The sequence below is a fragment of the Kribbella sp. NPDC004536 genome, assembly GCF_042873835.1.
GTDB lineage: Bacteria > Actinomycetota > Actinomycetes > Propionibacteriales > Kribbellaceae > Kribbella.
In genome coordinates, this window is the sequence record NZ_JBIALY010000001.1 from 2,959,313 (window position 1) to 2,976,411 (window position 17,099).

Annotated in this window: 17 protein-coding genes, 1 tRNA gene, 1 pseudogene and 1 riboswitch; of the genes and pseudogenes, 13 read left to right on the forward strand and 6 right to left on the reverse strand. The window is 65.9% G+C overall.

Annotation, left to right across the window (positions count from 1 at the left end; genetic code table 11):
* The first annotated feature begins 70 nt into the window (after positions 1-70).
* Together ACFYRU_RS14645 and ACFYRU_RS14650 are read left to right on the forward strand one after the other, a co-directional pair.
* On the forward strand, positions 71-946 hold the full coding sequence (locus ACFYRU_RS14645; protein ID WP_387657804.1) for a LysR family transcriptional regulator: 876 nt from the start codon (positions 71-73) through the stop codon (positions 944-946).
* Positions 943-1,815, forward strand: coding sequence for a serine hydrolase (locus tag ACFYRU_RS14650; protein WP_387657807.1), 873 nt, complete (start codon positions 943-945; stop codon positions 1,813-1,815). Before ACFYRU_RS14645 ends, ACFYRU_RS14650 begins: the two co-directional genes overlap by 4 nt.
* On the opposite strand, the gene ACFYRU_RS14655 is transcribed toward ACFYRU_RS14650, so the two are convergent.
* A complete protein-coding gene (locus ACFYRU_RS14655; RefSeq protein ID WP_387657810.1) occupies positions 1,808-2,194 on the reverse strand; it encodes a RidA family protein in 387 nt (128 codons plus the stop codon). The genes ACFYRU_RS14650 and ACFYRU_RS14655 overlap by 8 nt on opposite strands.
* Positions 2,195-2,321: 127 nt before the next feature.
* Here ACFYRU_RS14655 and ACFYRU_RS14660 point away from each other — a divergent pair, with 127 nt between their 5' ends.
* The 4 genes from ACFYRU_RS14660 (at position 2,322) to ACFYRU_RS14675 (ending at position 6,638) form a co-directional block, all read left to right on the forward strand.
* Entirely contained in the window at positions 2,322-2,879 is a 558-nt protein-coding gene (locus ACFYRU_RS14660; RefSeq protein WP_387657813.1) for a hypothetical protein, read from the forward strand.
* Between the two features lie 88 nt (positions 2,880-2,967).
* Entirely contained in the window at positions 2,968-3,450 is a 483-nt protein-coding gene (locus ACFYRU_RS14665; RefSeq protein ID WP_387657816.1) for a hypothetical protein, read from the forward strand.
* Positions 3,451-4,266: 816 nt separating this feature from the next.
* Positions 4,267-4,722, forward strand: coding sequence for a hypothetical protein (locus ACFYRU_RS14670; protein WP_387657819.1), 456 nt, complete (start codon positions 4,267-4,269; stop codon positions 4,720-4,722).
* A gap of 59 nt (positions 4,723-4,781) precedes the next feature.
* Entirely contained in the window at positions 4,782-6,638 is a 1,857-nt protein-coding gene (locus ACFYRU_RS14675; RefSeq protein WP_387657822.1) for a DUF6807 family protein, read from the forward strand.
* Here ACFYRU_RS14675 and ACFYRU_RS14680 read toward each other — a convergent pair.
* From ACFYRU_RS14680 to ACFYRU_RS14695, 4 genes are all read right to left on the reverse strand, one after another.
* Positions 6,613-7,386, reverse strand: a complete 774-nt coding sequence (locus ACFYRU_RS14680) for a thiazole synthase (RefSeq protein ID WP_387657825.1) — start codon at positions 7,384-7,386, stop codon at positions 6,613-6,615. The genes ACFYRU_RS14675 and ACFYRU_RS14680 overlap by 26 nt on opposite strands.
* Before the next feature lies 1 nt (position 7,387).
* Positions 7,388-7,591, reverse strand: a complete 204-nt coding sequence (gene thiS / locus ACFYRU_RS14685; protein WP_387657827.1) for a sulfur carrier protein ThiS — start codon at positions 7,589-7,591, stop codon at positions 7,388-7,390.
* Positions 7,581-7,691: riboswitch (TPP riboswitch) on the reverse strand. (Overlaps the previous gene by 11 nt.)
* Before the next feature lie 52 nt (positions 7,692-7,743).
* The gene (locus ACFYRU_RS14690; RefSeq protein WP_387657830.1) at positions 7,744-10,302 is read right to left on the reverse strand and encodes a glycosyl hydrolase; all 2,559 of its coding nucleotides are present in this window, start codon (positions 10,300-10,302) and stop codon (positions 7,744-7,746) included.
* Between the two features lie 112 nt (positions 10,303-10,414).
* On the reverse strand, positions 10,415-11,362 hold the full coding sequence (locus ACFYRU_RS14695) for a DUF5937 family protein (protein ID WP_387657832.1): 948 nt from the start codon (positions 11,360-11,362) through the stop codon (positions 10,415-10,417).
* 38 nt (positions 11,363-11,400) lie between these two features.
* Here ACFYRU_RS14695 and ACFYRU_RS14700 point away from each other — a divergent pair, with 38 nt between their 5' ends.
* Both ACFYRU_RS14700 and ACFYRU_RS14705 read left to right on the forward strand, forming a co-directional pair.
* On the forward strand, positions 11,401-11,820 hold the full coding sequence (locus ACFYRU_RS14700; RefSeq protein ID WP_387657835.1) for a pyridoxamine 5'-phosphate oxidase family protein: 420 nt from the start codon (positions 11,401-11,403) through the stop codon (positions 11,818-11,820).
* A 23-nt stretch (positions 11,821-11,843) separates the two neighbouring features.
* A complete protein-coding gene (locus tag ACFYRU_RS14705) occupies positions 11,844-12,119 on the forward strand; it encodes a YceI family protein (RefSeq protein WP_387657837.1) in 276 nt (91 codons plus the stop codon).
* Between the two features lie 191 nt (positions 12,120-12,310).
* Here the strand turns inward: ACFYRU_RS14705 and ACFYRU_RS14710 are convergent, their stop codons facing one another.
* On the reverse strand, positions 12,311-13,018 hold the full coding sequence (locus ACFYRU_RS14710) for a G5 domain-containing protein (protein WP_387657840.1): 708 nt from the start codon (positions 13,016-13,018) through the stop codon (positions 12,311-12,313).
* A 122-nt stretch (positions 13,019-13,140) separates the two neighbouring features.
* On the opposite strand from ACFYRU_RS14710, the gene ACFYRU_RS14715 reads away from it, so the two are divergent.
* The 5 genes and pseudogenes from ACFYRU_RS14715 to ACFYRU_RS14735 all read left to right on the forward strand — a co-directional run bounded on the left by ACFYRU_RS14715 (position 13,141) and on the right by ACFYRU_RS14735 (position 17,099).
* Positions 13,141-13,213 (forward strand) — tRNA-Lys (locus ACFYRU_RS14715).
* A gap of 113 nt (positions 13,214-13,326) precedes the next feature.
* A pseudogene (locus ACFYRU_RS14720) lies at positions 13,327-13,480 on the forward strand (IS481 family transposase); the annotation flags it as partial.
* 193 nt (positions 13,481-13,673) lie between these two features.
* A complete protein-coding gene (locus tag ACFYRU_RS14725; protein ID WP_387657843.1) occupies positions 13,674-14,948 on the forward strand; it encodes an IS110 family transposase in 1,275 nt (424 codons plus the stop codon).
* Positions 14,949-15,094: 146 nt separating this feature from the next.
* A complete protein-coding gene (locus ACFYRU_RS14730; protein WP_387657845.1) occupies positions 15,095-15,241 on the forward strand; it encodes a hypothetical protein in 147 nt (48 codons plus the stop codon).
* Between the two features lie 349 nt (positions 15,242-15,590).
* Positions 15,591-17,099: an N-6 DNA methylase gene (locus tag ACFYRU_RS14735; protein WP_387657848.1), complete on the forward strand. Its 1,509-nt coding sequence runs from the start codon at positions 15,591-15,593 to the stop codon at positions 17,097-17,099.

The following is a 17,099-nucleotide window of genomic DNA, read 5'->3' on the forward strand; positions in this document are numbered from 1 at the left end:
ACCCTGTCGAATATGCTCTTACGCATGTGCCAATTGTCTGAAGATATAACCGCAGGTCAGCCAGGTCCTGATGCTGACTGAACGGCACCTGCAGATCTTCGTGGCACTCGCCGAGGAGCAGCACTTCGGCGACGCCGCGCGCGTCGTCGGCATCACCCAGCCACCCCTGTCGCAGGGCCTCCGCCGCCTGGAAGCGCTGATCGGCGCCAAGCTGTTCGAACGCGGCGCAGGTCGGGTCGAACTCACACCAGCAGGCGTCGCCCTACTCCCGTACGCCCGCCGAGCACTCACCTCGCTCGAGGACTTCCACCAGGCCGCGGTCGCCCGCGATCCGGAAGGCCCCGAGATCCGCCTGGGCCTCGCACCAGAGGTACCGCCCTCGGCCGGCGCCGCAGTCGCGAAGGCCGCAGGCGAGGTGATCCCAGGCAGCCGCGTCACGGTGGTGAGCGCCCCAACAACCGCCCTCGTCAACCAGGTGACCACAGGCCGCCTGACGCTGGCCGTCGTACAACACCCCACAGTCCTCGACGGCCTGGAAGCGGGCCCGGTCTCCCTCCTCCCAACCTGGGTCCTCGTCCCGACAGACGGCCGTGTAGCTGGGGACGTGGTGGCGCTGCGCGAGCTGCAGGGGTTGCCGGTTGCGGTGCGATCGCGGGGTGAGGCGCCGGCGGCTCGCGACTTGTTCCTGGATACGTTGGCGTTGCATCGGCCGGACGGTGGGACCGTGGTGGTGACGGACGAGCGGGCCGGGTTGGCGATGGCCGCCGCAGGGCAGGCGATCGTGGTGACGGCAGATCCGTCGCTCAACGCGCCCGGCGTACGGAGGCATCAGTTGGCGGGGGATCCGCTGCCGTTGCGGCTGCGGCTCGTCTGGTCGCGGACCCGTACGCCGTTCCTCCGGCCGAACGACGTGATCGACCGCCTCACCGAAGCGCTCGCCTCGTGAACGCCCGGATCCGCTCGGTCTTCGACGACGCCGGCGTCCGCGGCTGGCTGCACGCGGTCGCGCTGGACGACCCCGACGCAACGATCGAACTCGACGCCGACGGCATCGTGCCACTCGCCTCGGTCTACAAGCTCCCGCTGCTCGCCGGCTTCTGCCGCCTGGTGGACCTGGGTGAACTCGATGCACGGCAGCAACACACCCTCGTCCCGACCAACAAGACCGCCGGCCCGACCGGCCTCTCGCTCTTCGCGGACCCGGTCACGGCATCGCTCCGCGACCTGGCGCTCTCGATGATGACCGTCTCCGACAACGCCGCAGCGGACGCCTTGCTCGACCTCGTCGGCCTCCGCCGCCTGGCCGTGATGCTCACGGAGTTCGGCCTGCACAGGACATGGGTACGCCGAGGTACTGCGGGCAACCTGCGCGACCTGCAACGCCGTACCGGCACCAACGACCCCGACGCCGCCCTCGCCGTACTGGCGGACAACGACCGGACCGACCCGGCCGGCGTGTACGAGGCCGCGAACGCTTCGGCGAGTACGGCCCGCGACCTGACGTTGCTGTTGCGCCGGCTGTGGGCGGGCGAACTGCTGTCGCCGGAGCAGACCGAGTTCGTGAAGGCGACGATGCACCGGCAGCTCTTCCTGCACCGGCTGGCGTCCGGCTTCCCGCACGACGAGGTACGCGTCGCCGGGAAGACCGGAACGTTCGGCGCACTCCGCCACGAGGTCGGCGTGGTCACGCTCCCCGGCGGTGCGGCGTTCGCGATCGCGGTGTTCACGCTCGCCGCCCGCGGCGACTTCCGCCAGCCCCGCGTCGACGCCGCCATCGGCGAAGCCGCCCGCCGCGCGGTCGACCTGCTCAGATGATCGCGTAGGCCTCGATCTCGAGTAGGGCGCCGGGGACGGCCAGCGCGGCGACCTGTACCGCCGTACTCGCGGGCTTCGGGCCAGGGATGTACTTGTCGCGGACCGTGCGGATCGCCGGCAGGTGGCTGACGTCGGTGAGGAAGAACGTCAGTTTCACCACGCTCTCGAACGTGGTACCGGCCGCGGCCAGGCAGCGCTCGAGGTTCGCGAACACCTGCTCAGCCTGTGCGCCCGCGTCGCCGGCGCCGACCAGCGTGCCGTCCGCATCCAGTGCCAGCTGCCCGGACACCGCCACCCACTGGCCGGTTCCGGTCACCACATGGCTGTAACCGTTGCCAGGGGCAACGCCCCGGACCTGCGGGTATTCCAGTTCAGTCACCCGTTTCCTCCGTCCACGGTTCATCGCGCCTTCAGTGAGATTCAAGCAGATCCTGCGAGGGTGTCGCCCGCTGCCAACCACAGGTCGGCGAAATGTCCGGTCCAAGCTCGAAAGAGGTCGTCCCTTGATGTTCCCTCGAAAGAGCACCGGTCAGCTGGCGCGCAGATTGGGTGTCGCCGTCGGCGCCCTTGCGGTGGCGGTCGGAGCGGGCATTCCTCAGGCGCACGCTACGCCGGGCGGGGTCACCGAGACGTGGGGTGAACTGGAGGTCGCCGCCTTTGTTCATGACCACACGACCACACCGACGACTGTCAGCGTCAAGTTGAGCGTCAATGGCTTCGTGACGGTCGATGACCCGCAATATTGGATCGACCATGGAGCGACCGTGTCTGTCACCTGCACTGGCTGGTCATACGGAAATTATGGTGGCTCGAGAAAGGTGATGCTATTCAGCAAGACGTTCTTCAAGAACTCCGCTGAGCCTCTTGTGGCGTACCCACCTGGTGGTGGATTCATGGTCCACGCATCGCCTACGGCAGTAATTGACAGTGGCGCTTTCAATGTCAATCGAAGCGCCATCAATGGAGGCGAGGACGAGATCTGGTGTGACTTGTCTGTGGGCAGAATTCCCGGCAGTACCGCGCAGCTTCATACCCAGACGAATCACATCTACGGATGGTTCTAACTGAAAGGAGATACTTCTCTTGATTGTCACTCGCAGATTTGTGGGGCGACTAGCCCGAATCTTGGGAGTTGGTATCGGCAGTCTCGCCGTGGCGACGGCGGCTGTCATTCCTCAGGCGCATGCAATGCCAGGTGGGGTCACCGAGACGTGGGGCGGCCTCGATGCTTCCTACATTCGTGATCACAGAACCACTCCAGAAACCGTCAGCGTCCAGCTCAGTATCAATGGTTTCGTGACGGTTGACGATCCCCAGTATTGGCTCGATCACGGCGCTTCCGTACATGTTACGTGCTACGGATTGGCGCTCTACGACAATTCCAGTGCCTTGAAGACTGTCTTCGACAAGGTGTTCGACAAGAATTCGGCGGATCCGCTGGTGGCGTACCTACCTGGAGGCGGGTTCATCGTGCATTCCGCACCGATCGCGCCCCGCGGTGGATTATTTGACGTCAATACATCGAGCCGCAATGACGGTCAGGACGAGATCTGGTGCACGCTGAAGGTAAACAATATTCCCGGCAATACTGCGCAAACCAACACGCGGACAAATTTTGTCAACTGGTGGTTTTGATGGAAATTCGGCCTCGAGATTTCGCACTTTCATGATCGTCAGACGACGCCAGGAGTCCGCGCTGTCGGCCATCAACGGTTCCGAATGAGTTGCCAATCCTTGACTCGGATCGAGTGCGGCACTCCATGAACGGCCGGACGGTCTAATTTACGAGTCGAAGGAGGCGGCTCTCTTCGTCTTTCACTCAGCAATTTCCGGCTGGCCTGCCCGCATCGTTGGTAGGGTCTGGAGGACCCGCTCTGGCAATGGCGGCGGTTGTCCCGCAGGCACAGGCGTCGGGTGGTCGGATCACGGAGATGGGGGGATCTCAATGTCGCCTTCATCCGTGACCACAGGACCGTGCTGGAAACCACCAGCGTGGAGCTGAGAACTAACGGCTTCGTGACAGTCGACAATCCTCAGGACTGGATCGACCACGGCGCGTCTGTCCGCATCGAGTGTCCGGGAACGGCCTATTGGTATCCTCTCGACCGAAAATCGTGTTCAGCGAGAGGTTTGCCAAATATTCGGCAGAGACATCGTGGCCTACCGGTCCGGGGGTCGGATTTGCCGTCCATGTTTCGACCAACTCGTCGCTCGGCAATCTGTTCAATGGCGGATACTACCGGGATGACATCTGGTGCGATTTGTATGCAAGTATCCTTGGGAGTGGTTCACATGCGGTTTTTCGGACGAATCACGTCTTTTGATCGGAAGGTCGTAGTTCGGGCCCTGCGCCGGCGTGCTCATAGCCAGCCCGCGTCGATCCCCTTTCAAAAAGCCGGTACCCGATTCTGTCGAATGCTGGGTGGTGGCATTGGCGCTGTCGTTTTGGTGATGACTGGGCTCGTTCCTCAGGCACAGGCTTCGGCTGGGCAGGTTACTGAGATGTGGGGGAATCTCAGTGCTGCCATCGTCCGTGATCACACGACAACGCCGGAAACCATCAGCGTCAAGCTCACGATCAATGGATTCGTGACCATCGACGACCCGCAGTACTGGGTTGATCACGGGGCTTCTGTCGACATCAAGTGTTCGGGTCGGGACTACTACCTGCGCAACAAACCGCGCGTCGCATTCACCGGTACGTTCGACAAGTACTCGGCGAATCCGATCGTGGCGTACCCGCCGGGCGGCGGGTTCGCGGTCCAGACCTCGCCGACAGCGCCGCTCGGTGGCGCATTCCATTTTGGTCTCTACGAAGACGAGATCTGGTGCGACCTGTATGCCAATATCCCCGGCAGTACTTCGCAGGCGCACATCCAGACCAATCACGTCTACGGCCATTTCTGATCGGACGTCGCCCCGGATCGGGGGTTGAGAAACCGGTTTCCATCAGGGAGGATGCCGGGGTGGGTCGGACACCGAAGGACACCATCACGATCACCGACGTGGCGCGGCTTGCCGAGGTGTCGCGGGCCACCGTGTCGCGGGTGATGAACGGCCGTCTCAGTGTCGCACCCGAGATCGTCGAGCGGGTACGAGCCGCCGCGGAGCAGCTCAACTACCGGCCGAGCGACCTGGCCCGGAGCCTGTCGCTGGGCCGGACGAACATGGTCGCGCTGGTCGTCCCTGACCTCGGCAACCCGCTGTTCCAGCAGGTCCTGCGCGGGATCACGAACGCGTCCGCCGCGGCCGGGTACAAGGTGCTGGTCGCCGAGACCGACGAGGATCCGGAGGCCGAGGCGGCGATCGCGATCGAGGCGCGCCGCCGCTGCGACGCGCTGATCATGGTCTCGCCGCGAATGGACGAGGACCGGCTGGTCGAACTGCTGCCTCAGGTCCAGCCGGTGATCCTGGTCAACCGGCAAGGCCCGGCAAAGGTGTCGTCCGTCGTCGTCGACTACGGCCGCGCCGTCCGGATCGTGGTGGACCACCTGGTCGGGCTCGGGCACCGGCGGCTCGCGTTCCTGTCCGGCCCGGCCGCGAGCGCCTCGAACCGGCTGCGGCTGGAGGCGCTCGACGTCGCCGAGCGGGAGATCCCGGGGCTGGACCTGGTCCGGCTCGAGTGCGGCTGGTCGATCGAGGACGGGTACGCCGCGGTGGAACGGGTGCTCGAGGCGCGGGTGACGGCGGTCGTCGCGTTCAACGACCTGGTCGCGTTCGGCCTGCTGGCCCGGCTGAACGAGGTCGGCGTCGCGGTACCGACCGACCTGTCCGTGACCGGGATGGACGACATCGGGCTGGCACGGTTCGCCGTACCGTCGCTGACGACCGTACGGGTGCCGCAGAAGGATCTCGGTGAGCTCGCCTGGCAGCGGTTGCTCGCGTCGATCGCGGGGCCGGCCGGCGCGGTGGCCGACGTACCGGAGCTGCGGCTGGCGGTCCGGGCGAGTACCGGGCCGGTGCCGCAGGCGCGGCGGTCCGCGACGCCGGACGACCGGATCGGGTGGCAGCAGCAAGGCGACATCTACGAGCTGGGAAGTTCCGCGGGCATGCTCGCGCGGTACGAGTTCGGCCGGCGGATGCCGCAGGTACACGCGCCCCGGCCGTACCTGCATCCCGTCCGGACCCTCGGCGGCCATCCGTTGACCGAGGCCAGCCCGGTCGACCACCGCCACCATTACGGCGTCTCGCTCGCCGTCGCGGAGGTCAACGGGACGTCGCACTGGGGCGCCCGGACGTACGTACGTGGGCAAGGTCCCACCCTGCTGACGAACCACGGGCAGCAACGCAGCCGCGGCGTGACGATCGACGACCGCGAGCTGATCGACGACATCACTTGGTACGACGAGCAGGGCCGGCCGCAGCTTGTCGAGCAGCGGCGTCTCACCGGGGCGTTCGCGTTCGGCGGCTGGCGGCTCGACTGGCGGAGCGTGCTGACGGCCCGGTACGGCTCGATCCGCATCGACAGCCCGTCGACGACCGGCCGCGAGGGTGCCGGGTACGGCGGGATCTTCTGGCGGCTGCCGCTCGTGGAGACGACCGTGCTGAGCGCGGACGGCGCCGGTGTCGAGGCGGCTTTCGGGTCGTCGAGTCCGTGGCTCGCATTGGTGCAAGGCGATGTCAGCTTGCTGCTGGTACAGCCCGAGCGGGTGTGGCCGTGGTTCCTGCGGACGACGGCGTACGTCGGTGCGTGCCCGGCGCTCGCGTGGGACGAACCGTTGGCGCTCCAACCGAATCAGCAGCTCGCGCTGTCGTTGACCGCCGTACTGCTGGATCGTCCGCTGGACGCGAGCGAGGCTAGAACGTTGGCAGGCCGGTTGTAGGGGAGGACGCGAGCGCGGACTGCCAGCGGCGCGGGACCCGGCCGGCGAGGCGGGCGTTGCGGCCGGCCGAGACGGCGTCGCGCATCGCGGCGGCCATCAGCGCGGGCTTCTCCGCGCGGGTCACCGGGGTCGCGAGCATCACCGCGTCGCAGCCGAGCTCCATCGCCAGTGCGGCGTCGCTCGCCGTACCGATACCGGCGTCCACGATCACCGGGACGTTCGCCGCCTCGGCGATCAGCGCGATGTTGTGCGGGTTGCGGATGCCGAGCGCGGAACCGATGGGTGCGGCCAACGGCATCACCGCCGCGCAGCCCGCCTGCTCGAGGCGACGCGCCAGGATCGGGTCGTCGTTGGTGTACGGGAGAACGGTGAAACCGTCCGCGACCAAGGCGTCCACGGCATCCAGCAGCTCGATCGGATCAGGCAGTAGCAGGTGGTCGTCGGCCACGACCTCGACCTTGATGAGGTCGGTCTCCAGCGCCTCACGGGCCAGCTTCGCAGTCAGTACGGCCTCGGCTGCGGTGTGACAGCCTGCGGTGTTCGGCAGTACGTCGATGTTGTGCTTCTTCAGTACGTCGAGCACGGAGCCCTCGTGGCCCGTACCGAGGCGGCGCATCGCGACCGTGGTCAGTTGGGTGCCGGAGGCAATCAATGCCTCTTCCATCACTTCCAGGTTGGCGGAACCGCCGGTGCCCATGATCAGCCGGGAGGCGTACGTCCGCCAGCCGAGCTCCAGTGGATCGTCCATCTCAGCCTCCCTGCGTCGCGCTGACGATCTCGACCCGGTCACCTGGACGCAACGTGGTGCGTGCCCACTCGGCCTTGGTCAGCACGCTCTGATTCACCGCGACCGCGATCCCGGTGCTGCGGTCGGAGTACTCGTCGACGAGCTCCGCCACCGACTTGTCCGGCGGCACGTCGACCGTCGTACCGTTCACCCACACCGACTCCATGCTTCCTCCCTACGCCGGAATTACCCGAGTCAGGTTCAGCGGTCGGCGACGGCCAGTCACCCTCTCAGCCCACTCCCTGCGAGCTCCCGCGGACAGCATCGACTGTAGCTCACCCTCCCGGCCTTTTCCGACCGGGAGGGTGGCGTGGACAGCTACGGTGCGGTGATCGAGGTGACGGTTGCTCCGGAGATGTAGGTCGGCCAGACACCCACGGTGACGGTGATCTGGCCGTTCGCGTTCGGCGTCTGCGTCGTGGTCAGTCCGTACAGGCTGGTGACCTGGACCGGGCCGGTGGCGTTCACCGTCACGGTCGTGTTCGAGCCGCTCGCGGCCCAGATCGCGCGGAACGGCGTACCGTCGTTGGCCGCGTACACCTGGTCGATCAGCCCGTTCCCGGGGTACTCCTTCCCGAGGAATGTCGCCCCACGGAGCTGCCGCGCCGCGGTGGAGTACGCGACGTACGCGGGCTTAGGCGTGTACTTGCCGAGAGCGTCGGACTCGTTGTGGATCAGGCCGAAGTTGTCCTCCTGAGCCGCGGGGTTGATCCCGTCGTTCTTGAAGTCGTACATGTAGAAGCGGTCGACGTCGTGTCCGGGGACGTTGAGCATCTCGCGGGCCATGTACATCGCCTGCGTCGGCTCGGGCACGGGCGCCGCGCTGCCGGCGCCGGTGTACCAGCCGGCTTCGGTGATCCAGATCGGCTTGTCCACGCCGCCGTTGTACTGCCGGATCGTCGCCCGCACCTGGTCGATGAACGTGCCGAGGCTCTCCGGCGCGTTCAGGTAGTTGTAGGGGTGGATCGACACCACGTCGAGGTACTTCAGTCCGCCGAGCTGGCAGAACTGCTGGAACCACGCCTGCTGGGTGACGTCGGTGTCACCGCCGCCCACGATCGTCAGCCCCGGGTGGTTCGCCTTCAGCTTCGGATACGTTGCCTTGAGCAACGCAAGGTAGCTGTCCGGGGTAAAGTTCGACGGGCCGGCGGCGTTCACGTCCCACTCGTTCCAGATCGCCAGGTTCTGGACCTGCGGGTACTGTGTCGCCAGCTTGTCCGCGTAGTTCGCGAAGCCGGCCCGGCCGGCGTCGGTGAACGGCGCGTCGACGTCGTTGTTCGCCACATCGTCGTACTTCGCGTTGCCGTAGTCCGCGATCAGCAACGGGTCGAGCCCGTTGGACTGGAACGACTGCAGGTACGACGTGTACTTCGCCGGGAAGCTGTAGGTGCCGACGGTGCTCTCGACGGCCGACCAGTACGCCTCGTCGCGCGCGGTCCGCGCCCCCGACTGGACGAGCAGCGGCACCGGGTCCGTGCTCCACGTCCCGGCGAAGTGCGTACCGGCGCCTTGGTACGTCGGGGATGTCGTCGCGGCGACCGCGTCGACGTTGACGGAGGCCGTCGTACCGCCGCCGTTGATCGAACTCTTGTCCAGCGTCAGCATGATCGCCTTCGCCGGACCGTGCCAGATGCCGTCGTCGGCACCACCGAAGTGCAGGTATCCGCTGCCGGCGTCGAACCTCGTGACGTTGAACTGTTGCCATCCGGTGCCGGAGATCGTCAGCCGTTGTTGATGGACCTGACCGGTCGCGTCGGTCACGCGCAGGCCGATCGACGAGAGTTGGCTGGATTTCACCCACAAATTGAGGGATTTGGCATCGATCGGTACGAGCGTACGTTGGAGTGCGACGTAGTTTCCGCCACCGCTGAAGTCGCCGCTGAGCTTGGCGGACTGGGCGCCGGCGTGCGGCGAAGCGGTGTCGTAGGTGAGGCTGCCGGTCGCGCCCGGGAACTCGCTGCCCGGGTAGAACGACCAGCCTTCCGCGGCGCTCTCGTAGTCGCCGAGCGGTGTCGTCGGCGTGGCCGCGAGCGTGTTGAGCGTCAGGTCGTCGAGGTTGACGCTGCTGCTCGTCGCGCCGCTGATCGCGCCCTTGTCCAGCACGACCTCGATCGACTTCGCCGGACCGTGCCAGACGCCGTCGTTCGTGCCGCCGAAGTGCACGTACTGCTTGCCGCCGTCGAACTTCGTCACACTCAGCGGCTGCCAATCGGTTGCCCCAGACAACGTCAGGCGCTGCTGGTGAACCTGGCCGGTGGAGTCGGTGATGCGGAACGTGAGGAACGACAGGTTCGGCGTCTTCGCCCAGAAGCTCACGCTGGTCGCGGCAGTCAGCGGCAGCGGGCGGTTGACGCTGACGTACGCACCACCGGCGCTGAAGTTTCCGGAGAGCTTTCCGGAGCTGCTGCCCGAGTGCTCGTCGGTGGTGTCGAGCGCGAAACTCCCGGTCGCGCCGGGGAATTCACTGCCTGGGTAGAAGGTCCAGCCCTCGGCGGTGTTCTCGAAGTCGCCGACGCGGCTGGTGCTCAGGCCGGCGACTGCTGCCGTACTGAGCGGGCTGAGGATGGCGAACGTTGTCTGTGCGGTCGCCGTACCCGCCTGGACTGTCAGCTGGTACCAGCCGCGGGTGGCGACGGACACCTGCAGCGTACTGGCGGCGGCCTGGCTTCCCGTGGCCACGACCGTGCCGTTGACGTCGGCCGCGGACCACGTGACGGACGATGCATCGGTGTTCAGGCCGACCTTGACCGGCTGGCCGTCGGTGAACACGTTGCCAAGGGTGATCGGGGTGAGAGCAAGGGTCGCGGCGTGGGCTGGGGTGATGGTGCCGATGGTGATGAGCAGCGCTGCGAAAGCGAGCGCAAGGGTACGTCGCATGCCGACTCCTGTTTCGGGGCGTGATGAAGTGGCTGGACGTCGGCTGCCTCGACGTTGATGCTCGGTGATGCGAAATCGCTTTCGCAAATATTGCCGGTGGGTTACGGCGGTGTCAACGGCTCAGGTCGGTCCCGGTCAGCAACGCGGCGAGTTCGGTCGGCCGGTAGAGGACCTGCTTGCCGGTGCGGTGCGGTTCCACGAGCCCGGTACGACGCAGCAGTTGGAGGTGCTGGCTCACCGCGGACGGGGTCACCTGTAGCTCGCCGGCCAGGTCTGTCGTGGTGCGTGGGTACGTCAGCAGGTCGAGGATGCGGGCCCTGGGCGTACCGATCAGCTGCGCGAGATCTTGATGGGACGGGGGCTCGACCACGGACCACAGGTTCGCCTGACCGCGCGGGGGATAGCCGAGCAGCGGGTCGGCACCAGGGTCGAACGGGATGACCGCATGTGGTCCGAACAGCGTCGGCTGAAGTACCAGGCCGCGTCCTTTGATCTCCTCGGTACGGCTTCGCTCGGCTACTCGATCCACCTTGAGCAGCCCGTCGGCGTACGTGATGGCAGGGCCCAGGCCGTTCAGCATCGCGCCTGTCCCGTGCTGCGTGAGGATATGGCCGCGGTAGCTGATGTCAGCGGAGAGCAGCGTGCGCATGCGGTTCCAGTACGGCGCCATCATCGTCTGCCAGTAGTGACTGAGTGCTTCAACGACGCTGTTGGTGCTGAGACCTTCCGGGAACTCACCGTGTACTGCCGTGAGTTGCTGGTAGAACGTGGTTGGGTCGACGTTGGCGATGATGTCCAGTTCGTCGGTCAGTTGCGTGAGCGGCGACGTCGGCCGCGGCGTGAGAAAGTCCGGGCTCCCCATGGTGTCGTTGACCAGCCACCGCAGTACGTCCCAGTCGAGCTCTTTCGCCCGCGACTGGACGGCCCGCACCCACCCCAGCTGCAACGGGAACCGCCCCGGATCCCGCAACGCCCGCAACGACAACACCATCTCCGCCACCGGCGAGACCGCAAACCGTACGCCGGCCAGATCCTCCGAGTTCAGGACGTACGTCAGCATGCAAGAAGTATGTCGGTGCCGAGTGGGAGGCTGCCGACATGGCCTTTCGAACGATGACCAACGACGAAATAGCCGCCTTCCTGGCCCGCCCCCTGATCGCGGTCCTCGCGATCGACGACCCCGGCTGGTCCCCACACGTGACACCGGTCTGGTTCCACCACCTGCCCGACGACAACCGCTTCCAGGTGATGACACCTTCTGCTTCCAAGAAAACCAGACTGTTCCGCTCCGGCTCAGACCAACTCTCCCTCTCAATCCAAACCGCCGCCGGCCCAACCGCCTCCTACGTCAACATGCAAGGCACCGCCACCCTGCACCCCCTGGACCCCGGCCTACTGCAGGCGATGGTGACCAAGTACCTCCAACCCGAAGACCGCGCAGCCTACCTAGCCAACCCACCCGAAGACGCAATGTTCACCATCACCCCCCGCCGAATCACCACCGGAGTAATCGGCTGACCCAGTTGTCCCGTCGTACGTGCATGGCCTCAGCTACCGGCCCGCACCCGGATCGGCTCCACCGCCGCCCACTCCACCTCCTTCGAAGGCAGCGCACGCCCCGACCTCACCTGGCTGACCGCCGACCTCAACAGCCCGGACACCGGCAACCCCGCCGATTCACTCAACTCCGCAAGGACGCCGTCTCGACCGGAACCCACCCCGTCATGACCTTCGAGTCGACCGAGGTCAAACCCCTCTCGGCCACTCCCTACAACCTCGCCGGCAACCTGACGCTCCGCAGCACAACCCACCCCTGACGATCCCCGTCCCCCTCACCACCTCGAACGGCACCCTCCACGCCACCGCCCCGAACCACCCTCAACCACCCCACCTGCCACGCCAACCGGAACACCTTCACAAGGCCCTCGTCCGCCCGGCCATCGCAGTCGACCTCGAGGCGACCGCCACCCGCCGCCAGACCGGACCGCAGGGCGCACGGGTCGGGTAGCTACTCGCAGGCGATCCCGTCATGATCGGCGTCGAGCCGGTAGATGTCGGTCCCGATCACCTCAATCGGACCCTGCACGTACTCAGGCCCGTTCCCGCTCCCACCCGCACAGTCGACGTCACTCGCGATCGGCACACACCCGGAGTAGTTGGGATCACAGTCATTCGACTGAGCCGGCTCATCCACCTTTGTCCCGACCACCGTCACCTGCGTCCGAGGCTCTTTAACCACCTCCTGCCGGACCAACCGCTTGGCGGTCTGCACCCCGTCCACATACGTCACCCGATACGTCAACCGCCGCGCCCCGTTCACCCCCGCCGTACGCACCCTCTTCTCACCCTTAGTCACCGAGTCGTCCGTAACCGTCCTCTTCTTGAACGGAATCACCCGGAACTCCACGACCTCCGTCGTCGTGATCCTCTTCGTCGGCGTGGACCTGGCGACCGGCTCCGTCTGGGTGGACCTGGTCCCAGGCCCCGCGCTGACCGACGGCGTCCCGCTTGGTGGCGCACTACTCACCGGCGACGACACGGCAACCCGCGTACTGACCGGCCCCGCCGACTCACCCACCGCCGACCTGCTCCCATCTGCCCCGCACCCCGCCGCAAGCAACACCACGGCAACCGACCCCACCACAACACGAACCAACAACACGATCCATCCCCCCAACCCCACCGTCGGTTCCCCCCGCGGCAGGACTGCCAGCACCCGGCGCTTCCAGGCGAATTCCGATCCATACCACCCCCCACCCCCACCCGCAACCCCTAACCCCCGCCCCCCACCAAGCAATCCCCACCCAAACCTGACACACTGTTCCCCTCACCAACTGAGGGCCTCTAGCTCAACTGGCAGAGCAGCGGACTTTTAATCCGCGGGTTGTGGGTTCGAGTCCCACGGGGCCTACCGCTTTCCTGTACGGCCTCGGCTGATGGACGACAGATCGTCCTCGGTTGAGGCTTTACATGTTTTCGGCTGATGGTTGACGGTTGCCTCGGTTGATTGTTGACACTCCCGGTATGCGGGAGATGAGCGTGGCTGAGCAGAGGTATCGGGCCGTGCCGGCGGTGATCAGCGGCGCGGTTCGGGGTGCCGCGGCAGACCCTGCACGCCTGGCCGGCGAAGTACGAGGCGGGTAGGACCGAGAATGTCGGTGATGGGTCGCATCGGCCGCGCCGCCTCCGCCGGCGGAGTGTTGCTTGACCGGGTCTGCCGCGACAACGGCATCACCCACCGGCTCACCCAACCCCGCTCACCCATCACCGGCAAAGTGTGTGAAGACTTGGCTCGGTGCTGCACCGGTCCGGTCTGACCCCGGCCAAGGTATGACCATGGTGTCCTGCGTTCGATTTGTCGGCCGGCTCCGGTGCAGCGCCGTGGTGCGCACCGGCCAGGCGGAACTGACCTGATAGGAGCTTGGATCAGAAGCCCCGTCACAGACCTGTCGTCCGCCCGGCCGGTTCGCTCCATCCGTCAGATTCGTCAGCACAGTCCTCACGGAAGAGCGGATCCCAGCATGACAATCCAGCCTGTCGCCGAGCCACCCATCAGCCAGGTCATCGGTGGTATCGACACCCACAAGCACACCCATTACGCCGCGGTCGTCGACGATCACGGCCAACTCCTGGGACACCACGAGTTCAGGGCCAACGATCGCGGCTACCGGGAGTTGCTCGCGTGGATACAGACCCACGGGACGATCGTCGCGATCGGGGTCGAGAGCACCGGGTCCTTCGGCGCAACCTTGACCCGTTTCCTCACCTCCCAGGCGCTTCGCGTGGTCGAGGTCAACCGGCCCAACCGGCTGGCCCGGCGCATGGACGGCAAGTCCGACCGGCTCGACGCCGAGCAGATCGCTCGAGCTGTGCTCGGCCAGACATCGACTGCGGTTCCTAAGGCGAAGTCCGGCACCGTCGAGGTCATCCGGACCCTACGGGTCACCCGTGCCAGCGCGGTCAAGGCCCGCACTCAGGCCTTCAACACGCTGTGGGGCGTCATGATCGGCGCACCCTCACCACTACGCGACGAACTGGTCATGCTGACCAAGCGCACCCTGGTCAACCGCTGCCTGCGCCTGCGGCCAGAATCCGACAACCTCCTCGCCTTGATCTCCGAACCTGGCCGGCTCTTGATGGCCGGAGTGAAGACGGCGCTACGCGACCTGGCCCGCCGCTGGAAGTCGCTCGACGAAGAAATCAAGACCCTGAACACGCAGATCGAAGCCCTCGTCCGCGCCGCTGCTCCCGAGCTCCTTGCACTGCACGGTGTCGGCGTCGAGATCGCCGGACAGTTCCTCGTCACAGCCGGCGACAACGCCGAGCGAATCCACAGCGAGGCCGCCTTCGCCAAGCTCTGTGGTGTCGCACCACAGCCGGCCAGCAGCGGCCGGACCACCGGCCGGCACCGACTCAGCCGCAGCGGCGACCGAGCAGCCAACAGCGCGCTCTACATCGTCACCATCGTCCGCATACGACACCACCAAGCCACACGCGACTACGTCGAACGCCGCACCGCCAAAGGCTTGAGCAAGCGCGAGATCATCCGCTGCCTAAAGCGCTACATCGCCCGAGAGATCTACAACAACCTGCCCCGACTCACCACCCCAGACCTTCCCACGGACATCACACCAACTGCAGCTTGACGAACATAGGAGCATCGAACGGCTCCGCCTGGCGCTTGATATCGAGTTCCGCACCGACCGGATCTTTCCCGACCGGGCCACCGCTCAGGCCGAACTGGTCGCCTGGACTCCGAGTAAACCACCGCTGGCCGCACCAGGCGATCGGCATGACGACGCGGCCGACCGGTGCCTACACACGCCGTGCCGCGCCGGTCACCTCGCTGCGCCGGATCGAGGTCTCCGGCGCCGATTCCGGCCGGGTGGCGGCATCTGGGCCGCACGGCGGGCCAGGCGGACCGGCGTTGTCTGTGTGAACTGTCAACAGGTCTGCCTGGGCGTGGCGGCAGCCGACCGCAACATCGACGTCTGGGTCTCGACACCGCGCTGCAGTTCTTCGACAGCAACTCCGACCGAGTTCACTGACCTGCCCGGCGGCTCTCTACGTTCCGGCTTGGGCAAGCACGGCCAGCACCAGGTAGCCGGCAGCAGTGCTCGCGTGAACCGATCCTGCACGGCCGTCTGGAGCCGGCCCAACCCAGTTGCGCGCAGCCCGTCAGAGTAGCGAGAGGCAGGCGCCGTTGCCTGCGGTGTCGATCTCCCGTGTCATGTCGATGCCCTCCCTCATACTTGGGGTACCGACTCACCGCGAAGGACCTCATCTCTGTGACGATCACTCAGCAAGAGCTCGAATCCCGGCTGTGGGCCGCTGCGAACGCCCTCCGTGGTCCCGTCGACCCGGCAGACTTCAAGACCTACGTCTTCCCGATGCTGTTCTGGAAGTGGATCAGCGACACCTGGGTCTACGAGCACGATGAAGCGCTCGACGAGTACGGCGACGACCTCGACGACGAGATCGAGGCCGACTTCCACCGGTTCGAGCTGCCCCAAGGGACGTTGTGGAGCGAGGTCACCGGGAAGATCGCCAACCTCGGTGCGGGGATCGCCAAGACATTCCAGCGGATCGAGAAGGCGAATCCTCGGTCGCTGGCAGGCGTGTTCGGAGACGCGTCGTGGGGCAACAAGGACCGTATCCCCGAGTCGGCCCTGCTGGGGCTCATCACGGCCTTCAACCAGATCCGGCTCGACCCGTCAACGGTGTCCCACGACCTGCTCGGCGCCGGCTACGAGTACTTGCTGAAGAACTTCGCCGACGAGTCCGGGAAGAAGGCCGGGGAGTTCTTCACGCCGCGCGAGGTCGTCAACTTGCTGGTCGGGATCCTCCAGCCCGACCCGGGGGAGTCAGTCTACGACCCGGCTTGCGGATCCGGCGGCATGCTTGTCGCGACCATCAACCAACTGCGGGAGTCAGGCAAGGATCACCGCACGTTGCGTCTGTATGGCCAGGAGATCAACCTGACCACCGCCTCGATCGCCCGGATGAACCTGTTCCTGCACGAGATCGAGGATTTCGACATCAAGCGCGGGGATACCCTCCGTTCGCCAGCGTTCAAGGACACCACCGGCGCGGTCCGCACCTTCGACGCGGTGATAGCCAATCCGCCGTTCTCGCTGTCCAACTGGGGAGCTGACCGCTGGTCCTCCGACCCGCGCGCCATCTGCGGGGTGCCGCCGGCAAACAACGGCGACTATGCGTTCGTCCAGCACATGGTCTCGTCGATGAAGGCAGGTAGTGGTCGCGTTGGCATCGTTATGCCGCATGGTGTTCTCTTCCGTGCCGGTGCGGAGGCACGGATCCGGCAGTGCCTGATCGAGAAGGACGTGCTCGAGGCTGTCGTCGGTCTGCCGCCGAACCTTTTCTACTCCACTACGATCCCGGCTTGCTTGCTGATCTTCCGCGATCAGAAGCCAGCCGATCGTAAGGATCATGTGCTGTTTGTCGACGGGTCTGCCCGCTTCGACAAGGGCAAGAACCAGAATCGGATGACTGACAGGGATGTCAAGGTTCTCATCGAGGCGTACAGAACCGGCGAGGACCCAGCCGACGGCGGGTCGAACGTCCGCTTGGTGCCGTTCGACGAGATCAGGGAGAATAGCTTCGACCTCAACATCGGTCGGTACATCAAGGTCGCGGCAGAGGAGACCGCTGATCTCGGCACGGCACTCGTCGCATATGCGGACGCACGCCAGAGGCGCGTTGAGACCGAGACGTTGATGTTCGAGCGGCTCGCTGCTGCAGGGATCAACCTGAACATGTTTGAGGTTCCAGAGTGA

Coding starts and splice junctions, on each gene's coding strand:
- ACFYRU_RS14645 (WP_387657804.1), top strand. CDS start 71: ATGCTGACTGAACGGCACCTGCAGATCTTCGTGGCACTCGCCGAGGAG.
- ACFYRU_RS14660 (WP_387657813.1), top strand. CDS start 2,322: ATGTTCCCTCGAAAGAGCACCGGTCAGCTGGCGCGCAGATTGGGTGTC.
- ACFYRU_RS14670 (WP_387657819.1), top strand. CDS start 4,267: ATGACTGGGCTCGTTCCTCAGGCACAGGCTTCGGCTGGGCAGGTTACT.
- ACFYRU_RS14680 (WP_387657825.1), bottom strand. CDS start 7,386: ATGGACGATCCACTGGAGCTCGGCTGGCGGACGTACGCCTCCCGGCTG.
- thiS (WP_387657827.1), bottom strand. CDS start 7,591: ATGGAGTCGGTGTGGGTGAACGGTACGACGGTCGACGTGCCGCCGGAC.
- ACFYRU_RS14690 (WP_387657830.1), bottom strand. CDS start 10,302: ATGCGACGTACCCTTGCGCTCGCTTTCGCAGCGCTGCTCATCACCATC.
- ACFYRU_RS14695 (WP_387657832.1), bottom strand. CDS start 11,362: ATGCTGACGTACGTCCTGAACTCGGAGGATCTGGCCGGCGTACGGTTT.
- ACFYRU_RS14700 (WP_387657835.1), top strand. CDS start 11,401: ATGGCCTTTCGAACGATGACCAACGACGAAATAGCCGCCTTCCTGGCC.
- ACFYRU_RS14705 (WP_387657837.1), top strand. CDS start 11,844: ATGGCCTCAGCTACCGGCCCGCACCCGGATCGGCTCCACCGCCGCCCA.
- ACFYRU_RS14730 (WP_387657845.1), top strand. CDS start 15,095: ATGACGACGCGGCCGACCGGTGCCTACACACGCCGTGCCGCGCCGGTC.